General features: G+C 53.5%; 15 protein-coding genes. 4 read left to right on the plus strand and 11 right to left on the minus strand.

All coding sequences use genetic code 11. The features are described from left to right. Positions 1-18: 18 nt before the first annotated feature. A complete protein-coding gene (map, locus tag HCH_RS15755) occupies positions 19-774 on the minus strand; it encodes a type I methionyl aminopeptidase (RefSeq protein ID WP_011397318.1) in 756 nt (251 codons plus the stop codon). Positions 775-946: 172 nt separating this feature from the next. On the opposite strand from map, the gene HCH_RS15760 reads away from it, so the two are divergent. Beyond that, positions 947-2,059, plus strand: a complete 1,113-nt coding sequence (locus tag HCH_RS15760) for a leucine-rich repeat domain-containing protein (protein ID WP_011397319.1) — start codon at positions 947-949, stop codon at positions 2,057-2,059. Positions 2,060-2,077: 18 nt separating this feature from the next. On the opposite strand, the gene HCH_RS15765 is transcribed toward HCH_RS15760, so the two are convergent. The 4 genes from HCH_RS15765 to HCH_RS15780 all read right to left on the minus strand — a co-directional run bounded on the left by HCH_RS15765 (position 2,078) and on the right by HCH_RS15780 (position 5,233). Then, positions 2,078-2,740: a VOC family protein gene (locus HCH_RS15765; RefSeq protein ID WP_011397320.1), complete on the minus strand. Its 663-nt coding sequence runs from the start codon at positions 2,738-2,740 to the stop codon at positions 2,078-2,080. Between the two features lie 35 nt (positions 2,741-2,775). Continuing rightward, positions 2,776-3,069 (minus strand): hypothetical protein, encoded by a 294-nt coding sequence (locus tag HCH_RS15770; RefSeq protein WP_011397321.1) that lies wholly within the window; start codon positions 3,067-3,069, stop codon positions 2,776-2,778. Positions 3,070-3,519: 450 nt separating this feature from the next. Further along, positions 3,520-4,080, minus strand: coding sequence for a hypothetical protein (locus tag HCH_RS15775; RefSeq protein ID WP_011397324.1), 561 nt, complete (start codon positions 4,078-4,080; stop codon positions 3,520-3,522). Positions 4,081-4,339: 259 nt separating this feature from the next. Next, a complete protein-coding gene (locus HCH_RS15780) occupies positions 4,340-5,233 on the minus strand; it encodes a LysR family transcriptional regulator (RefSeq protein WP_041598702.1) in 894 nt (297 codons plus the stop codon). A gap of 621 nt (positions 5,234-5,854) precedes the next feature. Between HCH_RS15780 and HCH_RS15785 the strand changes: the two genes are divergently transcribed. Next, positions 5,855-6,994, plus strand: a complete 1,140-nt coding sequence (locus HCH_RS15785; RefSeq protein WP_011397327.1) for an efflux RND transporter periplasmic adaptor subunit — start codon at positions 5,855-5,857, stop codon at positions 6,992-6,994. A gap of 14 nt (positions 6,995-7,008) precedes the next feature. Further along, positions 7,009-10,152 carry an efflux RND transporter permease subunit gene (locus HCH_RS15790; RefSeq protein WP_011397328.1) on the plus strand — a complete coding sequence of 1,048 codons (3,144 nt, stop codon included), beginning with the start codon at positions 7,009-7,011 and terminating at the stop codon, positions 10,150-10,152. A gap of 4 nt (positions 10,153-10,156) precedes the next feature. On the opposite strand, the gene HCH_RS32425 is transcribed toward HCH_RS15790, so the two are convergent. From HCH_RS32425 to HCH_RS15805, 3 genes are all read right to left on the minus strand, one after another. Continuing rightward, entirely contained in the window at positions 10,157-10,513 is a 357-nt protein-coding gene (locus HCH_RS32425) for a Cu/Zn superoxide dismutase (protein WP_011397329.1), read from the minus strand. 76 nt (positions 10,514-10,589) lie between these two features. Continuing rightward, positions 10,590-11,255 carry a hypothetical protein gene (locus tag HCH_RS15800; RefSeq protein ID WP_011397330.1) on the minus strand — a complete coding sequence of 222 codons (666 nt, stop codon included), beginning with the start codon at positions 11,253-11,255 and terminating at the stop codon, positions 10,590-10,592. Continuing rightward, complete coding sequence (locus HCH_RS15805; RefSeq protein WP_011397331.1) at positions 11,242-11,610, minus strand: hypothetical protein; 369 nt, start codon at positions 11,608-11,610, stop codon at positions 11,242-11,244. The genes HCH_RS15800 and HCH_RS15805 overlap by 14 nt, the downstream gene beginning before the upstream one ends. 348 nt (positions 11,611-11,958) lie before the next feature. Here HCH_RS15805 and HCH_RS15810 point away from each other — a divergent pair, with 348 nt between their 5' ends. Next, on the plus strand, positions 11,959-12,714 hold the full coding sequence (locus tag HCH_RS15810) for a substrate-binding periplasmic protein (RefSeq protein WP_011397332.1): 756 nt from the start codon (positions 11,959-11,961) through the stop codon (positions 12,712-12,714). Positions 12,715-12,855: 141 nt separating this feature from the next. On the opposite strand, the gene HCH_RS15815 is transcribed toward HCH_RS15810, so the two are convergent. The 3 genes from HCH_RS15815 to mapR all read right to left on the minus strand — a co-directional run bounded on the left by HCH_RS15815 (position 12,856) and on the right by mapR (position 16,799). Beyond that, positions 12,856-13,701: a substrate-binding periplasmic protein gene (locus tag HCH_RS15815; protein ID WP_158304966.1), complete on the minus strand. Its 846-nt coding sequence runs from the start codon at positions 13,699-13,701 to the stop codon at positions 12,856-12,858. Between the two features lie 149 nt (positions 13,702-13,850). Beyond that, entirely contained in the window at positions 13,851-15,248 is a 1,398-nt protein-coding gene (ccoG, locus tag HCH_RS15820) for a cytochrome c oxidase accessory protein CcoG (RefSeq protein ID WP_011397335.1), read from the minus strand. A 138-nt stretch (positions 15,249-15,386) separates the two neighbouring features. After that, the gene (gene mapR / locus HCH_RS15825; protein ID WP_011397336.1) at positions 15,387-16,799 is read right to left on the minus strand and encodes a GntR family transcriptional regulator MpaR; all 1,413 of its coding nucleotides are present in this window, start codon (positions 16,797-16,799) and stop codon (positions 15,387-15,389) included. Positions 16,800-16,879 lie beyond the last annotated feature (80 nt).

Consider the following 16,879-nt stretch of genomic DNA (forward strand, 5'->3'; position numbering starts at 1 on the left):
CTGGGGAAAGTGAGGATGTTAGGCGGTCTGTGGAACCGTCACTAATATGGGCTGTCCGTTGGTGATCACCATCGTATGTTCAAACTGGGCGGATAAATTCCCTGCGGCGCCAACCAGGGTCCAGCCGTCGCTGGCTTCCGTGACATGTTTACTCTTGGTGGACAGGAAGGGCTCGATGGTGATGACCAGTCCTTTGTGCAGGCGTCGTTCTTCACGCGGGTCGTAATAGCCGAGAATCTCTTTGGGTTCTTCATGCAAACTGCGCCCAACGCCATGGCTGCACAGATTTCTGATAATTTTGAAGCCTTTGTCCTTAGCGACTTTCTGGATCTCCTTGCCGATGACATTCAGATTCTCCCCCGCTCGCGCTTTCGCCGCGGCGTTGCGCAACGCCAGCTTCGTCGCGTGTAACAACCGGTCTTTTTGAGGCGTGGATGGCGGCACGATAAAAGTGCCCCCTGTGTCTGCGAAATAACCGTTCTTTTCGCCCGAAACATCAATATTGACGATATCTCCGGGACGAATAACGCGACCGCCCGGAATGCCGTGCGCCGCTTCCTCATTCACGCTGATGCAGGTGTAACCGGGAAAGTTATAAGACACCAACGGAGCCGACTCGGCCTCATATTTTTCAAACAATCCCTTGCCGATCTGATCCAGCTCCCCAGTCGTCATCCCCGGCTCGGTGCGCGTTATCATCTCCTGCAAAATCGTCGCGACAATGCCGCCGATATGTTTCAGGTGAAGTAAGTCTTGCTCTGTTTCTATGGTCATCGACCGGCTCCTCAGGTGCTTGGATTATCTCGCACTCATACCAAAAGTCATTGAAAAGATAAACAAAATGGACGTTTTTTCCTATATAGTCCGCCACAAATACGCTAATTTTGAAATGATAAAGGCGGCTTTTCCCGTACTTTTTACTTGTAGGCGGCCTTAGGGGTTGGACGTGATCAATAGCAGTGAGAATTACCAAAGAGCATTCGAGTTCTTAAGAGACTATATTCCAGATAGTCAGCCGCCACGCCTTCCCTATGCACTCAGAGAGCTTAAACAGCTTCCTGAGCTTTATCTCTCGGATCGACTGTTAGAGGACCTTTCCCCCGCCATCAGCGCTTTTCAAAAGTTAGAGCGACTCAGCCTGTCAGGTAATCAACTGCGACAATTGCCAGAAACGATAGGTAAATTATCCAGTCTTAATCACTTGTATTTGGATAGCAACAAACTGACAAGCCTGCCATCTTCGATCGGAAGTCTATCTCGGCTAAAAAGCCTGACGCTCTTCGATAATAGTCTGGAGAAGCTACCAAGAGAGGTTGGCGATCTGGCGGAGCTTGAACTTCTATCGCTGGGTCAGAACGCTCTTAGTACGCTACCTAACGAAATAGGCGGGCTGTCCAAATTGAGCCTACTGTACTTACATAACAACCGCTTGGTAGCGCTGCCCGAAACTATAGGGCGCATGCATTCACTCAGCACGCTGGAGCTGGATTACAACAAGCTGGAGCAGCTTCCCCAAAGTATTGGAGACCTTTCCGCATTAGGCTCCCTATCTCTAATTGGCAATCAATTCAGATCTGTTCCTGAAGTTCTTTTGCAACTTGAAAAACTGGCCTATTTGTCTATTGATATCAGTAGTATCGCCACCTCAACAGACCTTCCGCGTAATGTTTCTCATTTATGCCTCAGCCTTGATACGGATAACATAGACCAAGCGCTAATGCGCCTGGAAAAATTCGCTGGCGTTAGATCTCTCTCACTGAAAACTCATAATAGGGAGACATTGCCGCCGACGATTGGGTTACTGAAGAACCTTCCCAACCTGGTGGGATTAGATCTAAGCTTTAACAAGCTCAAGAAATTGCCTCCAGAAATCGGCGAGATAACCCAGTTAACGCACCTGCATCTGAATGACAACCAGTTCACTGAGGCGCCATCAGAAATTCTGAACCTGAAGCAGCTGAAAGAATTAAACATTTACCGCAACAACATCCCTGAAGAACAACAACGAAAGCTGTGCGATCAACTGGACGCCGAGTTGGGAATCATATTGTTTGATTAAGCCCAGCCGTCGCTTCTATCACCACCGAAACACTAACGGCAAATGAGGCCGGAAGTCGTGATGCTTTCCCTCTCTTTCGTGATCAAAGCCTATTTCCAATAGATTCTCGTCTCCCACCGTCATTTCAAATCCGCTCACAGTGGTCGCCTGAATGGCGGCGTCGGAGGGCGTTTCTCTATTGGGGGATGTCACACGCACTCGTGTTATTTCCCTGAAACCGGTAGCGTGCGCCAACGGCTGGGCGCGCTCTGGGGCGGCTTGGTCTGGTCTGGCGGCAAACCCCAGGTAGAACCACATGGGTTCGCTTAATGGCGATTCCCCGACTTCCACGCGCAGTGTTTCCGGCAGGTATTGGGGGTGGTAGTCCCAGCTTTTGAACGGCGCAGGGCCTCGCTTCTTGCCTGCCTCAGGTCGAAAGCAGACGCCAAATGGTGAAACGCCTGCACCGCATTGGGTGAGTCGTTCCAGAAGCATAGTAGGCCGCGTCAGCTCACTGCCCGCTTCTTGGGGATCGTTTAAATACAACAGTTCGATAAAAGCGTTGTGAAAGAAAAAGCGACGATTGGCGGTGCCCTGGCCTGGGTGCGTATTCGCAGAGCCTTCCGTCAAACCAAAGGCGGTCAGCAAATCCCCTTCAGGGGCTTTTTCCGTTACGCAGATAAAAATATGGTCCAATTCCATGGCGATGCTCTTCGTTCAATGAAAGTTCTGGACGCCTAGTTTGCCGGCTCTTCCTTACGCGACCGGAACCGAAGCCAGCTCACCAGCTTTCTGAGTCCATGGATTATTGCAAAATATCCCAGATATTGAGCGAGTATTCCCGCAATTATCAGTGGCAAGCTAGTGTGAATAACGTTTTCCAATAGCGAAACAATCAACCCTCCCGGCGCCAAAAAGACAACAAGAAAAGTGAAAGAGCCATGCAACATCGCATAGCTGAAATAGACGGCAAAAAGAGTGATTGGAATACTGATTAAGGCCCACAGGGCGGATTTACGGACATCCTTCATTCTTCATCCTTATCAATATGGCAGGGTAGCGTTATAACGCTTTTGAGGGGATTCAACAATCGTCGATTGTTGCGGCCGCCAGGAGATGCGCCTCCCGTCGAATACGAAAACCTGTATTATCAACAAGCCGAGTCTGCAGTTGCATGACTCAAATAAAATTGCCTCCGACAAAACCGGAGGGATTCAGGTAGGATGCGTAAGAAAAGCCACTATCACTATTAATCAGGCAGACAAATAGCTTCCTTCTATTTGTCTGCAACGACAGGGCCTGCCCATGTCAGGCCCTGTCTCCCGCGGCTAACAGTCGCGCAGGCGCATCCATGCGCCAGATATTAACATGTCAATATCATTGCCATATTAATATAGAAGGATAGTGGCTACAGATATTAGATAGCAGCTATAGATAGTTGGTACCTACTGTTGTCTTATGAATATGCTACTGTCGCCTTATTAATAAAAATGGAAATAGCGGACACAGTAATAACCGCTATCATAGCCATCATCCGTACGATCTTGTGAAGACACATTCCAATCTAAGAATTCATTAAGAAAGGAATCTATATTTGTCGTATTGATCTTGCAGAGAGCATGCTTGTCCGTATCATCATTAATGCCGTTACCGGGGCGCTCAAGCCTTACTCGCTCAAAATAGGTCCCGAGCACTTTGCCTCCGGTTGTCAAGATGCTCAGCTCAAGGTTATGGTATTCACGTTTCCCCTTTTTAACGAAACTATCGTATTTAAGATATTTGTCGCGGTCTGTCAGGGGAGGGTTGACGATAAACGTTTCGATTCGGTTACGGGACTGAAAGCCTTGACCTGGCTGTAGCCACATTTCGTCGTAGATAACGCCATTTTCAGACAGCTTTATGTACAGTGTTTGTCCCGTATCATTGGTGAAACCATAGTAAGCGCGCCCGTGAGCGCCTTCTTCCGCCGTTGCTTGAAAGGGTAAAGTTGCGAGAAGCCCCAGGCCAGCCAATGTAGCGCAATTCTTGATGATGCGTTTCATTTGTTTTCTATCCTTTGTTTATTAAGTTATTGATCCGATTAGATATAAATCCAACTTCATCTGACGCTTAAAGTACGCTCTAACCCTCAAGAAGAAGGTTGGTAACTTCAGCGGGCGGCATTCTACAATTTAAAAAAGGAATGATTAGACCTCGTTTGGAAACAGAATGTTTTCAAAATCAGTACATATCTGATCTTGTTTGTGTGGAGCCCAGAGGTTATGCATAGAAAGATGCAGAGGTCGAGCCGCATAGGCGGATCTACAGAATGCCGGACTCAAGCACAAAATCTATAAATGCCCGTACTCTACGTTTGACCGATTTCCGATCCGGGTACACCAGCCATAATTGATTCTCGTTACTTATCCACTCTTCAAATAAGGATACGAGACTAGCTTCTGCAATATGTTTGGCTACAAAAAAATCAGAACAATAGAGAATACCTGCATGTCGGTGGCAGGCTTGTACGAGGGTGGTGACGCTATCTGAGTATATGCAGGCATTAATCTCTAATTGGAGTACCTGTTGGTTTTGCGGATTTTTGAACGACCATACTGCATTTTTGGGGGAAAGTTGATCCGAATAGGCGAGGCAGGACAATCGAGTGATATCTTGGATTTCCTTCGGGCTATGTGTTTTGATGAATTGAGGGCTCGCACATAAACGGTATGGTGCGCGTCTAAGTGGTCGAGCGATAAGGTTTGGATCTATGGTGGGAGATAATCGGAATGCCAAGTCGAACGGCTGCTCAACCAGATCAATGCACTGTATGGAAACATTGGTGACGAAAGTGACGTCAGGGTGTAACTGCTGGAACTTGCATATTGGTTCCATCAGCAGTGATTCTCCAATTCCAGGAGGTAAGGATACAACAATAGGCCCGGATAAGTGCTCTTGTGTTTCGATGACCAATTGATCATTTTGCTCTAATGTCTTTAGCAATTTCGTTGAATGTTCGAAATAAACTTCACCCGCACTTGTCAGCACTAAGCGTCGGTTACTCCGATGCAACAATGTTACCCCAAGACGAGTTTCAAGGTGGGTGATCTTCTTGCTGATATTTGATTTGGTTGTACCTAAGTATTCGGCTGCCGATGTGAATGAACCATACTTGGCCGCAGTAACGAATTCTTGAATGCCGATCCATTTATCCATATGCACTATTCTGTATTTCCGGTACGAGGTTGGAGAACCCTCTGTAGTCTTAGCCCTGATTAAATTTTAGTGAAAATAGGGGTGGCCGCTCTTCGCATTAAAAATCAAGCGTTATACCACAATACATCATGTTTCCATGATGATGTCTTCTGCTGTGTTATTAATATGGCAATGATATTGACATGTTAATATCTGGCGCATGGATGCGCCTGCGCGGCGGCTAGCCGCGGGAGACAGGGCCTGACATGGGCAGGCCCTGTCGTTGCAGACAAATAGAAGGAAGCTATTTGACTGCCTAATTAATAGTAACTTTTCCCCTGCAGTCGTTACTTAATCGGATGAAATTCTATTAAGGGTCCTCTTGCAATTATCACAATAACTTGATTTCCTTAGCTTATTCTCAATCAAAATTTTTTCATTTCGCTCTGTCGAAATTCGCATTCGCCGTTCGACAAGGTGTAAATCCCCACTCTATTCCAGGCTTCCATATGCCTGCCGGCGTCCATTGGCGACAACCGGGACACAGGGATTTGACAGGTTTATGATCATATTTTCGCGACAAGGTCCGATATTTGGCGAAAGTGGTCCAACGCTTTAACTCACTTTGCAGAGGAAGTGCATATGCTTAAAAAGCTCCTATGGGTGTTCGCTGGCCTTGTCGTCGTGGCGCTCATCGTTGGGGGAATCGTCCAGGTCAAGATGCAGCAGTTCGACACTATGGGGACCGCCGCAGCGCAGATGACCATGCCGCCGACGCCGGTCAACACCTATACCGTCGAACAGTCGCAATGGCGTCCGCGCGTCTCCTTGGTGGGTTCCGTCAAACCGGTGCAGGGAACGGTAATCAACACCGAAATTGATGGGACGGTGAAAGAAATCAAATTCTCCGCTGGCGCGGACGTGAAAGCCGGCGATGTTCTGGTGCTGTTCGACGATGAGATCGAGCGGGCCGAGTTACGGGAGGCGGAAGTAGCCGCCGACCGCGCCCAGTTAAGCCTGACTCGCGCCAAAGAACTGAGCAAGACGCGCAATATCTCCCAGCTGGAATTCGACAACGCGGAAAACGACGTAAAGCAGGCGCAGGCGCGACTGAATTACAACCGCGCCGTGATCGCCAAGAAAACGTTGCGCGCTCCATTCGACGGCAAGTTGGGTATTCGCCAGATCAGCGTCGGTCAGTTCCTGAACAGGGGCACGCCCGTGGTGTCCCTGCAATCGCTGAATCCGGTGTATGTGGAGTTTTCGCTGTCGCAACGGCGTCTGGGGGAGCTGGCGGAAGGCCTGAAAGTGGAAGTCGTCACCGATGCTTATCCAGAGCAAAAGTTTGTCGGCAAAATCACCGCATTCAACCCGGACATCGACCCCAACACTCGGAACGTGCGGGTGCAGGCGACGCTGGACAATCCTGAGGGCAAACTGCGTCCAGGCATGTTCGTCGCGATTGAGATGATTCTGGCGCAGGCGCGAGACGTGCTTTTCATTCCTTCCACTGCTGTGTTGCACGGCCCTTACGGTTCCTCCATCTACGTGGTCGATAAAGGCGAAGCCAAAGACGGCGGCGACGCCCCTTTGGTATTACGTCAACAACTGGTGCGACTGGGAGAGACCCAGGGCGATTTTGTGATCGTGGTCGAAGGCGTGAAACCCGGCGATCAGATCGTTTCCACCGGCTCGTTCAAGCTGATGCCCGGCATGTCCGTGGTGATTGACAATAAACTGGCGCCGGATTTCAAACTTAATCCGCAACCCAAGAATACCTGACAGGGCCGCCGATTATGAAAGCTTTTACCGACATATTCGTGCGGCGTCCGGTGCTGGCCCTGGTGGTCAACATCGTCATCATCATCGCCGGCGTTCAGGCCTGGAACTCACTCAGCGTAAGACAGTACCCACAGAGCGAGAACGCTTCCGTCACAGTGGCCACCACATACGTGGGCGCCAGCGCGGACGTAGTGAGGGGGTTTGTCACCACCGCGATTGAGCGCGCTATCGCTTCCGCGGACGGGGTGGATTACATCGAATCCAAGAGTATGCTGGGCCTGTCCCTGGTGACGGCGCGCCTTAAGCTCAACTACGATCCGACCAAGGCGCTGGCTGACATCACCGCCAAAGTGAATCAGGTGCGCAATGAACTGCCCGCCGGCTCGGAGCTGCCCGCGATCAGCGTGCAATCCGCCGACTCGGAGTTCGCCGCCGCTTATCTCAGCTTCTGGTCCGAGTCGTTGTCGCAGAGCGAAATCACCGACTATCTGGTGCGGGTGGTGCAGCCGCGACTGGCGGCCTTGTCCGGCGTACAGCGGGCGGATATTTTCGGCGCCCGCACTTTCGCCATGCGCATCTGGCTGAAGCCGGACCACATGGCGGCGCTGAACATCAGCCCCACGCAAGTACGCGACGCCCTCGCCGTTAACAACTATCTGGCGCCGGTGGGCAGCACCAAAGGCAGTTTCGTACAGACTTATCTGACCGCCAATACCGACCTGCATACGGTTGAGCAGTTTCAGGAGCTGGTGATCCGCCAGGAGAATGACACCATCATCCGTCTGCAGGATATCGCCGACGTGGAATTGGGCGCCGAGGAATACGACACCGAAGTCAGCTTCAACGGCCAGACCGCCGTGTTCATGGGCATCTTCCCGCTTCCCAGCGCCAATACCATCGAAGTAGTGGAGCGGGTGCGCAAGGATCTGGAAGCCATTAAGGAAGACCTGCCTCCCGGCCTGCAGGGCGGCATCGGTTATGACGCCTCGGAATACATCAACAACGCCATTCATGAAGTGGTGGGCACCCTCACCGACACGTTGTTGATCGTGGTAGTGGTGATCTTCCTGTTCCTGGGCTCTTTCCGTTCCGTGCTGGTGCCCATCGTGGCGATTCCCGTCTCGTTGATCGGCGCTATCTTTTTGATGCAGATGTTCGGGTTCACGCTAAACCTGCTCACGCTGCTGGCGATAGTGCTTTCCGTGGGGCTGGTGGTGGACGACGCCATCGTCGTGGTGGAGAACGTCGAACGGCATCTGCGGGAAGGCCGCAGTCCGGTGGAAGCCGCGCGTATCGGCGCGCGAGAGTTGATCGGCCCGGTCATCGCCATGACCATCACCCTGGCGGCGGTGTACACCCCTATCGGTTTACAGGGCGGCCTTACCGGCGCGCTGTTCCGTGAGTTCGCTTTGACCCTGGCGGGGGCGGTGACTATCTCAGGCATCGTCGCCCTCACTTTGTCGCCCATGATGAGCGCCAAGTTGCTGCGCAGCGCAGAGAGCGAGGAAAAAGGCTTCACGGGCTGGGTCAACCACCGTTTCGATCGTCTGCGCGACGGGTATGGCAAAGTGCTGGAAAAAGTGCTGCGCGCGCGTCCGGCGGTTTACACCATCTGGGCGGGGCTCAGTCTGATGGTGATCCCCATGTATATGTTTTCACCCAAAGAACTGGCGCCGCTGGAAGACCAGGGCTTTATGTTCGGCATCATCAACAACGCCGCCAATGCGTCGGCGGACCAGAAAGCGCACTTCGGTCATGCGGCGGAACAAATCTTTCTGAACGCGCCAGAACGCGATCTGACTTTCCAGATACTGCTGTCGCCTTCCGACCCTTTTGCGGCGGCGCTGGGCGTCGGCGGCTTCAGCGGCATGGTGGTGAAGCCATGGAATCAACGGGATCGCTCTATCGCTGAGATCGTGATGGATATGCAGAATCAGCTGAACGCGATACCTGGTTTGCAGGTATTCGCGGCGCAACCGCCCGCCCTGCCCGGCGGCAGCAACTTCCCGGTGGAGTTCGTGATCGCCTCCACTGCGGAGCCGGAGCAGATGTTGCAGTTTGCGCAACAACTGCAAATGAAAGCCATGGAAAGCGGCCTGTTCTACTTCCCGCCGGATATCGACCTGAAGTACGACCAGCCGCAGTCTGAAGTGGTCATTGACCATCGCAAAGTGGCGGCGCTGGGCCTTAACAACGCGCAGATTGGCGCAGACTTGAGCGCGGCTCTGGGCGGCAATTACGTCAATCGTCTGAACATGGACGGACGCGCCTACAAGGTCATCCCGCAAGTGTCGCGAGTGGAGCGCTTGAATCCGGATCAGCTTAAGGACATTTATGTTTCCGGCCCCGAAGGGCAATTGATGCCGCTCAGCGCCGTAGCCACGATTACGGACAGCACTGTGCCGCGCTCGTTGAACCGCTTTCAACAGCTTAATGCGGTGAAGCTGTCCGGCATGACCGCACAATTGGACGAGGGCTTGAAAGCGCTGGAAAAAGCGGCGGAAGAAATCCTGCCGCCGGGCTACACCATCAACTACACCGGCGAGTCCCGTCAGCTGCGCACGGAGGGAGGCAAGTTCCTGCCCGCGCTGGGACTGGCCATTCTGATGATCTTCCTGGTGCTGTCGGTGCAGTTCAATTCCTTCCGCGACCCGTTTGTGATTCTGTTGGGCTCCGCCCCATTAGCCATGTTCGGCGCCCTGCTCTTCACCACCTTGAAGATGCCAGACCCGAATATGCCGTACTGGACCAACGGCTGGACCACCACCATGAACATCTACGCTCAGGTGGGGCTGGTGACCCTGGTCGGTTTGATCTCCAAAAACGGCATTCTTATCGTGGAGTTCGCCAACAAACTGCAAATGCAGGGCATGGATAAACTCAACGCCGTACATCAGGCCGCCATGACCCGTCTGCGCCCGGTGTTGATGACCTCCGTCGCCACCGTGGCGGGCCACTTCCCGCTGACCCTGGTGGAAGGCCCCGGCGCCGCCGCCCGTAACTCCATCGGCCTGGTGCTGGTGGGCGGCATGGCCATCGGCACGTTGTTCACGCTGTTTGTGACGCCGGCGTTGTATGTGCTGTTGGCGCGGCAGCATAAGGACGATCCCGTCGCCGAAGAAATCGAGTCCGGCCACGCTCAGCCGGCGCCAGGCTAAGCAATCAGCCTGCTTTGCAATCTGGCGGACAAACAGATTCCCTGTATTTGTCCGCCAGCGACAGGGCCTGCTTCCAGCAGGCCTTTTCGTACGCTCCCCAGCAAGTCCCGACGTTTCCCTTATCAACGCCCATAGCGCTAGCTGGCGCCGTCTTTCTGCTGTTTCTGCTGCGGTACGGCGGACTGGCTTTCTCATGCAGGTGAAAACCATGCATTCCCGGCTCCAGTCCTTCGAGAATCGGCCGGATTAATACGCCATGAGACGTGGGCTCCAGAATAACGGCGCCTATTTTATCTCCAACGTCCTGGTCGCTGATTTTGCTGACGGAAACCCGGATGGCGTTTTGCGCATGAGCGCCCAACGCGCCGCTCAGCGCAAGAGTCGCGGCGGCGATGGTTTCGGTTCATCGTCCATGAGTGCGGCCTTCGCTGGCGCCTTTAGAAAATCGCCCGATGTAAATCCGACTTGCAGTGTTGTCCAGGATCACCCTGATTATTGCCGACCCGCGTCCAATGGCTCTTGACGTTATCGGTCATAACAGAAGTCGCTCCCGCGCTGGAAAAAGCTTCATGCAAGGCTTTCTGTGGCATTCTCGGATTGTTATGGTGGCTGTATGTCCAGAAATTAAGTTCGCCGCTGTACGCCAGCGCGTCTGCGGCTTCCCTGAGAGCAACGCAGACGTTTTGGTATAACGCCTGATTCCCATTCACCAAGGCCTGCGGCGACGGGATTTGCGCATCCCCCACATCCAGATTCTTGACATAGACGTCACGCAACAGGGTATCCGCCGTCACATTGAAAAAGAACATCCCCACACGAACGGCCTGAACGATGTCTTGCGTTCGCGTTGCGTCCACACTGAAAACCCAGACTTCGCGACTGTCTACGACAGCGGCCTCTACGTTTTCGCCGCGTATCCAGGCAAGAAACGGAAATGGAAAGCCGTAAACATGGCAGGTCGCCCGCCACTCTTCAAATGAGAGCAAGCTGCTCCTTACCACAACGTTTTTTTCTTGCGCCTCTTTATCCAATGCGAGAGAAACGCTGGTTTTGCAGTCATAACGCCCCTCGGCGAGGGTCAACGCTCCCCTAACCTTCTTCATGGCCAAGCTCTTCACCATATTCCAATGCTTCAGAGGAGATGCCGCCAACATAGTAGATACAGTCATTCTCCAAAGCCTGTGACGCGGTGACGCCAAGCTCAGGCTCGTTCAGAGACGGCTCATGAATAGGTCCTCCTATGCCAATAGGTCCTTTGTACTGTTCGCACTTCCACAGGTCCATCAACGTCATTTTGCTTTCAGCCAGATACTTGTCGAACAGATCCAGCGCTTCTCTCATGGACGTGGCGGGAACCACGCCAACGCCAACCATGTACTCAGACCCATCTAAATTCATTGGCGAGAAAGGGTCCATGGAAGCTCGATGGTAGAGCAGCCAGGCGGACACTATTTCCATAAACGCTCCTCAAAACTCATTACTGTATGCGGCATAACATTCCCCTTTATCACAGAACGTTAAAACTTCATAAATATTAACGTGGCAATGATATTAGCATGTTATTAATCAGGCGCAGGGATGCGCCTGCGCGGCGGCTGGCCGCGGGAGACAGGGCCTGACATGTGCAGGTCCTGTCGTTGCAGACAAATAGCTTCCTTCTATTTATCCGCCTGATTAATAATAACGTCGTATATCAGGTAAGCTATACTTTTCTACAAACGCATGACCACCACAAACCATGGCGCCAGGGGCCGCTCATGTGCGGTTCAATGCCGCACCACGCTTTATCTGAAAGGGTGAATCTTTATGAAGCATAGGACCTGGAAGATAATGGGCGTCCTCGCCCTTATTGTCTCTGTGATGTTAAGTTCCAGGCCGGTTTTCGCGGAAAAAAAAGCGCTCGTGGTTGCTGGCGATGAGGAAAAGAAAGGCGGCTATCTGGTTGAAATTACCCAGGCCGCCTTCAGCAGAGTGGGCTACGCCACCGATTTTCGTTTTGTTCCCTGGTCCAGGGCGCTCACCAAAAGCATCGCCGGGGAATACGATGTATTGCTGGCCGCCTACTACACCCACGAACGCGCGGAGAAGCTGTTGTATTCCAAACCCATCGGCGTCGCCGAGGTCATGTTGCTGCAGCGAAAAGGCAGCGATATCACCTACCGCAAGCTCGAAGATTTAAAGCCCTACCGGATCGGCCATATCAGCAACTCCAAAGTCAGCCCTGAATTCGACAAGGCGGAAGCGGAATATCTGAACATTGAATACGCGTTCGACGCCGAAACCAATATTCGCAAACTGCTGGCGGGAAGGCTTGATCTGATGGTGGAGAAAAAGCAACGGATCGTGCAACTGGTGAATACTGAGTTCGCCTCCGAGGCCCATAAGCTGGCGTTTGTGAACCCTCCCCTGCACATCAATTACTTCCACAACTGCGTAACAAAGATAAATCCCGACCATCAAAAAATCATCCACGACTTCAACCTGGGTCTGGATATCATTCGCAAAGACGGCACCGAAGCCCGCATCCTGAAGAAACACGGGGAAGACAAGCAAGACCTGTAGCTGCTCCTGCTCATTTCGAATATATGCCCCATGGCGTCCGTTTCGGCGTAACGGGGAAACAGCCCGTAGCGAACTCCGTTTCCAGTTTCAAAGCCCTGCTATTATTAATCAGACGCATCCATGCGCCTGATTATTAACATGTCAATATGGCTGCTCTGCATTGGTTTCCTGCACCCCCGCGCCCTGCCACTTTGCGTTGATCTTGTAAAAAATCCCTTTCTCTACAATGCGTCGTTTGCCCGCATCGAAAACGCCCAACAGTTTTTCTCCGTCAGGGTTTTTCTTGGCGCTGACGGCGAATTCGTCGGTGGAGTCGAACACGGGAAGTTTTTTGTAATGATTGCGCCAGTTCGCCTGCTGCAGGGCGTAGTCGAAGTTCAGCTCATATCCGGCGAGACCGTCCAGGTGCCCTTTGTCCAGCATGGCGAAGCCTTGCAGAATCTCGCCCACGTCATACTTGACGATGCGGGACTGCCGCTCCCATTCCAGACCGTAATTCCAACCCCGCAACACGCCGATGGTTTTACCTTCCAAAGACGCCAGCCCATTCCAGCGCAGCTTGGCGTCCGGCTTTATATAGATCAGGAAGTCCACATGATTGATGGCCTCCTTGGAGTAATTGAAGTAGCTGGCGCGTTCCTGATTGAATCCAGTGGGAAACAGGATGTCCAGCTTGCCGGCCTTCACTTGATCGAAGGCGCGAATCCAGGGATAGATATAAAGTTGAATGGTGTAGCCCATTTCATGATAACTCTCCCTCAGAACATCCCAGCTATATCCTTGCAGACGATCTGAGTCCAGGCCTGGCGGAATGGTTTCCCGTTGCACTTTTTCAGCAAAACGCTTATCGAAAGTGAATGGCGGGTTATTGGTCAGGGTGGCGACCCTCACCAGTTTTTCCGCATCCGGTTCGTCAAAATGATCTTTCGCCCAGGAAAAAGGCGCGCCCAAGAGCAAAACGGTGAAAACTAGAATCAAAATCTGCACAGGCATCCCCCGCGTGTCGACGACGATAGACCCCAAGCTGGTTTCATCCCGAACGGCGACGAGGGGGCGCAACGTCGCCGTGATGAACGTCCGTGCTTACTTGCCAGTATAGACCTTCAACAGCGCTTGAGCCTTGTCATTGCGCCGCCTCATTTGGCAGTGGGTCCGGTGAAGCGACTGGGTTTGACCACCCGTCGCTCGGGGCGATAGGCGTCCGTAACTTCGAAAAACACATCGCTGGAGCGTTGCAGAATCTGACTCGGGCGCATCGATAAGGTTACGGGAACGCGGACGGAGCTTTCCGGCCCGACCTGTATCCTGCGCTCGCCGCCCATCGCCAGCCCTTCCAGACCCGACGCGCTGATCAGGAACGTTTTTGGTTCATTTTCTTTATTAAGAATATCCAGTATGTAGCCGTTTTCTATACGGTTTTCTGAATTGTAGCGAAACAGTCCCCGGTCCTTGGCCACATCCAGGGACAGCAGCGGCCGCGTCGCCATTACCCAGGAAAACACCCCGATCATCAGCAATAACACCGCCGCATACCCTACCAGCCGAGGCCGCAGAATACGCGCTTTTTCCCCTCGCAATGCACGCTCGCCGGTATAGCGCACCAGACCCGCGTCATAGCCCATCTTCTGCATGACCGTATCACAGGCGTCGATACAGGCCGCACATCCGATGCACTCCATTTGCAGTCCGTCACGGATATCAATGCCGGTGGGACACACCTGCACGCACAGGCTGCAATCGACGCAATCCCCCAGTCCTTGCGCGCGGTAGTTCGCGTTTTTCTTGCGCGGACCGCGGGATTCGCCTCTGGCGGCGTCATAGGTGACCACCAGAGAATCTTCGTCCAGCATGGATGACTGAAATCGTCCGTAGGGACACATGTGGAAGCACACCTGTTCCCGCAACCAGCCCGCGTTCAGATAGGTGGCCACCGTGAAAAAGCCGATCCAGAACAGACTCCAGCCGCCGACCTGCAACGTGGCCAGATCCGCCGCCAGGGCGCGAATGGGCGTGAAGTAACCGACAAAGGTCACCGCCGTGGCCACACTGATGACGACCCACAGCCCGTGTTTGAGGATACGTCGAGTCGCTTTGTCCAGGCTTGGGGGCGCTTTATCCAGCTTGATACGCTGGTTACGGTCTCCCTCCGTGACCTTCTCCGCCCACATGAACACCCAGGTCCACATGCTTTGCGGACAGGCGTAGCCGCACCAGGCGCGTCCCGCGAACACGGTCAGAAAGAACAGGCCGAAAGCGCTGATGATGAGAATGCCGGAAAGCAGGATGAAGTCCTGGGGCCAGAAGGTGTTTCCGAAAATATGAAACTTGCGCGACGCAATATCCCACAGCACCGCCTGTCGTCCTCCCCAGTTCAGCCAGGCTACGCCGAAATACAAAGAGAACAGAAGGAATCCGCCCAACAGGCGCAGGCGCCTGTATCTTCCACTGAAACTTCGGGTATGAACCTTGGTTCGGGATTCATACAGATCAACCGTCACCGCATCAACATTGTGAACCGGGATATGCTCGCTCATTCGCCGCCACCGTCCTTTTTACTTCCAAACGTTTGGCGGGATTATTCAGGGGAGCGCGACAAACAAACAGTTTCAGAAAGCGTTTAAAAAACCATATCAGATGATCACAGGCTTTCTGTCTAGAGCCTTCGCCAGTATTCAGAAAGAGCGAGCAAGGCGACCCAACACGTCCATCGCCTGCTCGAACTCAGCTCCCCACGGGTGGCCGTAGTTGAGGCGAATATAATTGCGAAACTGGCGCGTGGCGGAGAATATCGGCCCCGGAGCGATACTGACGCCCTGCTCCAGCGCCAGTTTGAACAGGGCCAGCGAATCCACGGCGGGAGGCAGTTGCAACCACAAAAAGTAGCCCCCATCCGGACGCGTCACCCGGGTCTGCGACGGGAAGTAGCGGTCGATGGCCGCCAGCATCTGATTTTGCTGGACCTCCAGATTATGACGCAGCTTGCGCAGATGACGATCATAACCGCCATGTTGCAGATAGTCCGCGATAGCCGCCTGGGCGGGAATGGAGGCGGAAATCGTGGTCATCAGGCGCAGCCGCTCCACCTGTTGCGCAAACCGTCCGGCGGCGGTCCAACCGATGCGATAGCCGGGAGCGAGGCTTTTCGAAAACGAACCGCAATGCATAACCAGCCCCTCTTCATCAAAGGCTTTGGCGGGTTTGGGCGCATGGGCGCTGAAGTACAGTTCGCTGTAGACGTCGTCTTCGATCAGGGGGACCTGATGTCGTCGCAACAGTGCAACCAGTCTGCGTTTCTTTTCCTCCGCCAGGGTGACGCCCACCGGGTTCTGAAAGTTGGACATCAGCCAGCAGGCCTTGATCGGATGGTTGCCCAGCGCCTGCTCCAGCACGTCCAGGTCCATACCTGCGCCAGCGTCCACGGGAATCTCCACCGCTTTAAGCTGTAGACGCTCCAGAACCTGCAGACTGGCGTAGAAAGCGGGAGATTCTATCGCCACCAGATCGCCCGGTTGCGTCACCGCCTGTAAACACAGGTTCAGCGCCTCCATAGCCCCGCTGGTGACGACCAGTTCCTCCATCGGCGCGGACACGCCTTCCATGACATATCGCAACGCAATCTGACGGCGCAAATCCCGGTTGCCCGGCGGCAGATCGGCGACCACGGAGCGCAGGTCCATCAAGCGCGTGGCCTTGGCCATGGAGCGCGCCAGTCTCTGCATGGGAAATAACGTCGGACTGGGAAACGCGGAGCCCAGGGGCGTAATGGCGGGATCGCGCACGGAGCCAAGTACTGAAAACACCAGTTCACTGACGTCCACCGAGGTGGAGGCCAGCGTCTGCTGGCGACGCTTTTGCGCAGCCGGCGCCGGCTGCTTGAGCTGGTTGCATACGAAATAACCTGATCGCGGTCTGGAGCGGATCAAACCGCGATTCTCCAGCAGGTAATAGGCTTCGAACACCGTTGAAGCGCTGACGCCATAGGTCTTACTGGCGTTACGCACCGATGGAACCCGGCTGCCCGCCGGCAACACGCCGGAGCGGATCAAGTCCGCGATCTCATTCGCCAATTGCTCGTAACGTTTCATCTTGCGGCTGTCATTATCTGTGCAGGCCCGGTCGTTGCAGACAAATAGAAGGACGCCATTTGTCTGCCTGATTAATAAGT

This window comes from Hahella chejuensis KCTC 2396 (assembly GCF_000012985.1).
Classification (GTDB): Bacteria; Pseudomonadota; Gammaproteobacteria; order Pseudomonadales; family Oleiphilaceae; genus Hahella; species Hahella chejuensis.

What these genes read in the sequence shown, in the direction of transcription:
- map (WP_011397318.1), bottom strand. Translation starts at nt 774, where the DNA reads ATGACCATAGAAACAGAGCAAGACTTACTTCACCTGAAACATATCGGC.
- HCH_RS15765 (WP_011397320.1), bottom strand. Translation starts at nt 2,740, where the DNA reads ATGGAATTGGACCATATTTTTATCTGCGTAACGGAAAAAGCCCCTGAA.
- HCH_RS15770 (WP_011397321.1), bottom strand. Translation starts at nt 3,069, where the DNA reads ATGAAGGATGTCCGTAAATCCGCCCTGTGGGCCTTAATCAGTATTCCA.
- HCH_RS15775 (WP_011397324.1), bottom strand. Translation starts at nt 4,080, where the DNA reads ATGAAACGCATCATCAAGAATTGCGCTACATTGGCTGGCCTGGGGCTT.
- HCH_RS15780 (WP_041598702.1), bottom strand. Translation starts at nt 5,233, where the DNA reads ATGGATAAATGGATCGGCATTCAAGAATTCGTTACTGCGGCCAAGTAT.
- HCH_RS15785 (WP_011397327.1), top strand. Translation starts at nt 5,855, where the DNA reads ATGCTTAAAAAGCTCCTATGGGTGTTCGCTGGCCTTGTCGTCGTGGCG.
- HCH_RS15790 (WP_011397328.1), top strand. Translation starts at nt 7,009, where the DNA reads ATGAAAGCTTTTACCGACATATTCGTGCGGCGTCCGGTGCTGGCCCTG.
- HCH_RS15800 (WP_011397330.1), bottom strand. Translation starts at nt 11,255, where the DNA reads ATGAAGAAGGTTAGGGGAGCGTTGACCCTCGCCGAGGGGCGTTATGAC.
- HCH_RS15805 (WP_011397331.1), bottom strand. Translation starts at nt 11,610, where the DNA reads ATGGAAATAGTGTCCGCCTGGCTGCTCTACCATCGAGCTTCCATGGAC.
- HCH_RS15810 (WP_011397332.1), top strand. Translation starts at nt 11,959, where the DNA reads ATGAAGCATAGGACCTGGAAGATAATGGGCGTCCTCGCCCTTATTGTC.
- ccoG (WP_011397335.1), bottom strand. Translation starts at nt 15,248, where the DNA reads ATGAGCGAGCATATCCCGGTTCACAATGTTGATGCGGTGACGGTTGAT.
- mapR (WP_011397336.1), bottom strand. Translation starts at nt 16,799, where the DNA reads ATGAAACGTTACGAGCAATTGGCGAATGAGATCGCGGACTTGATCCGC.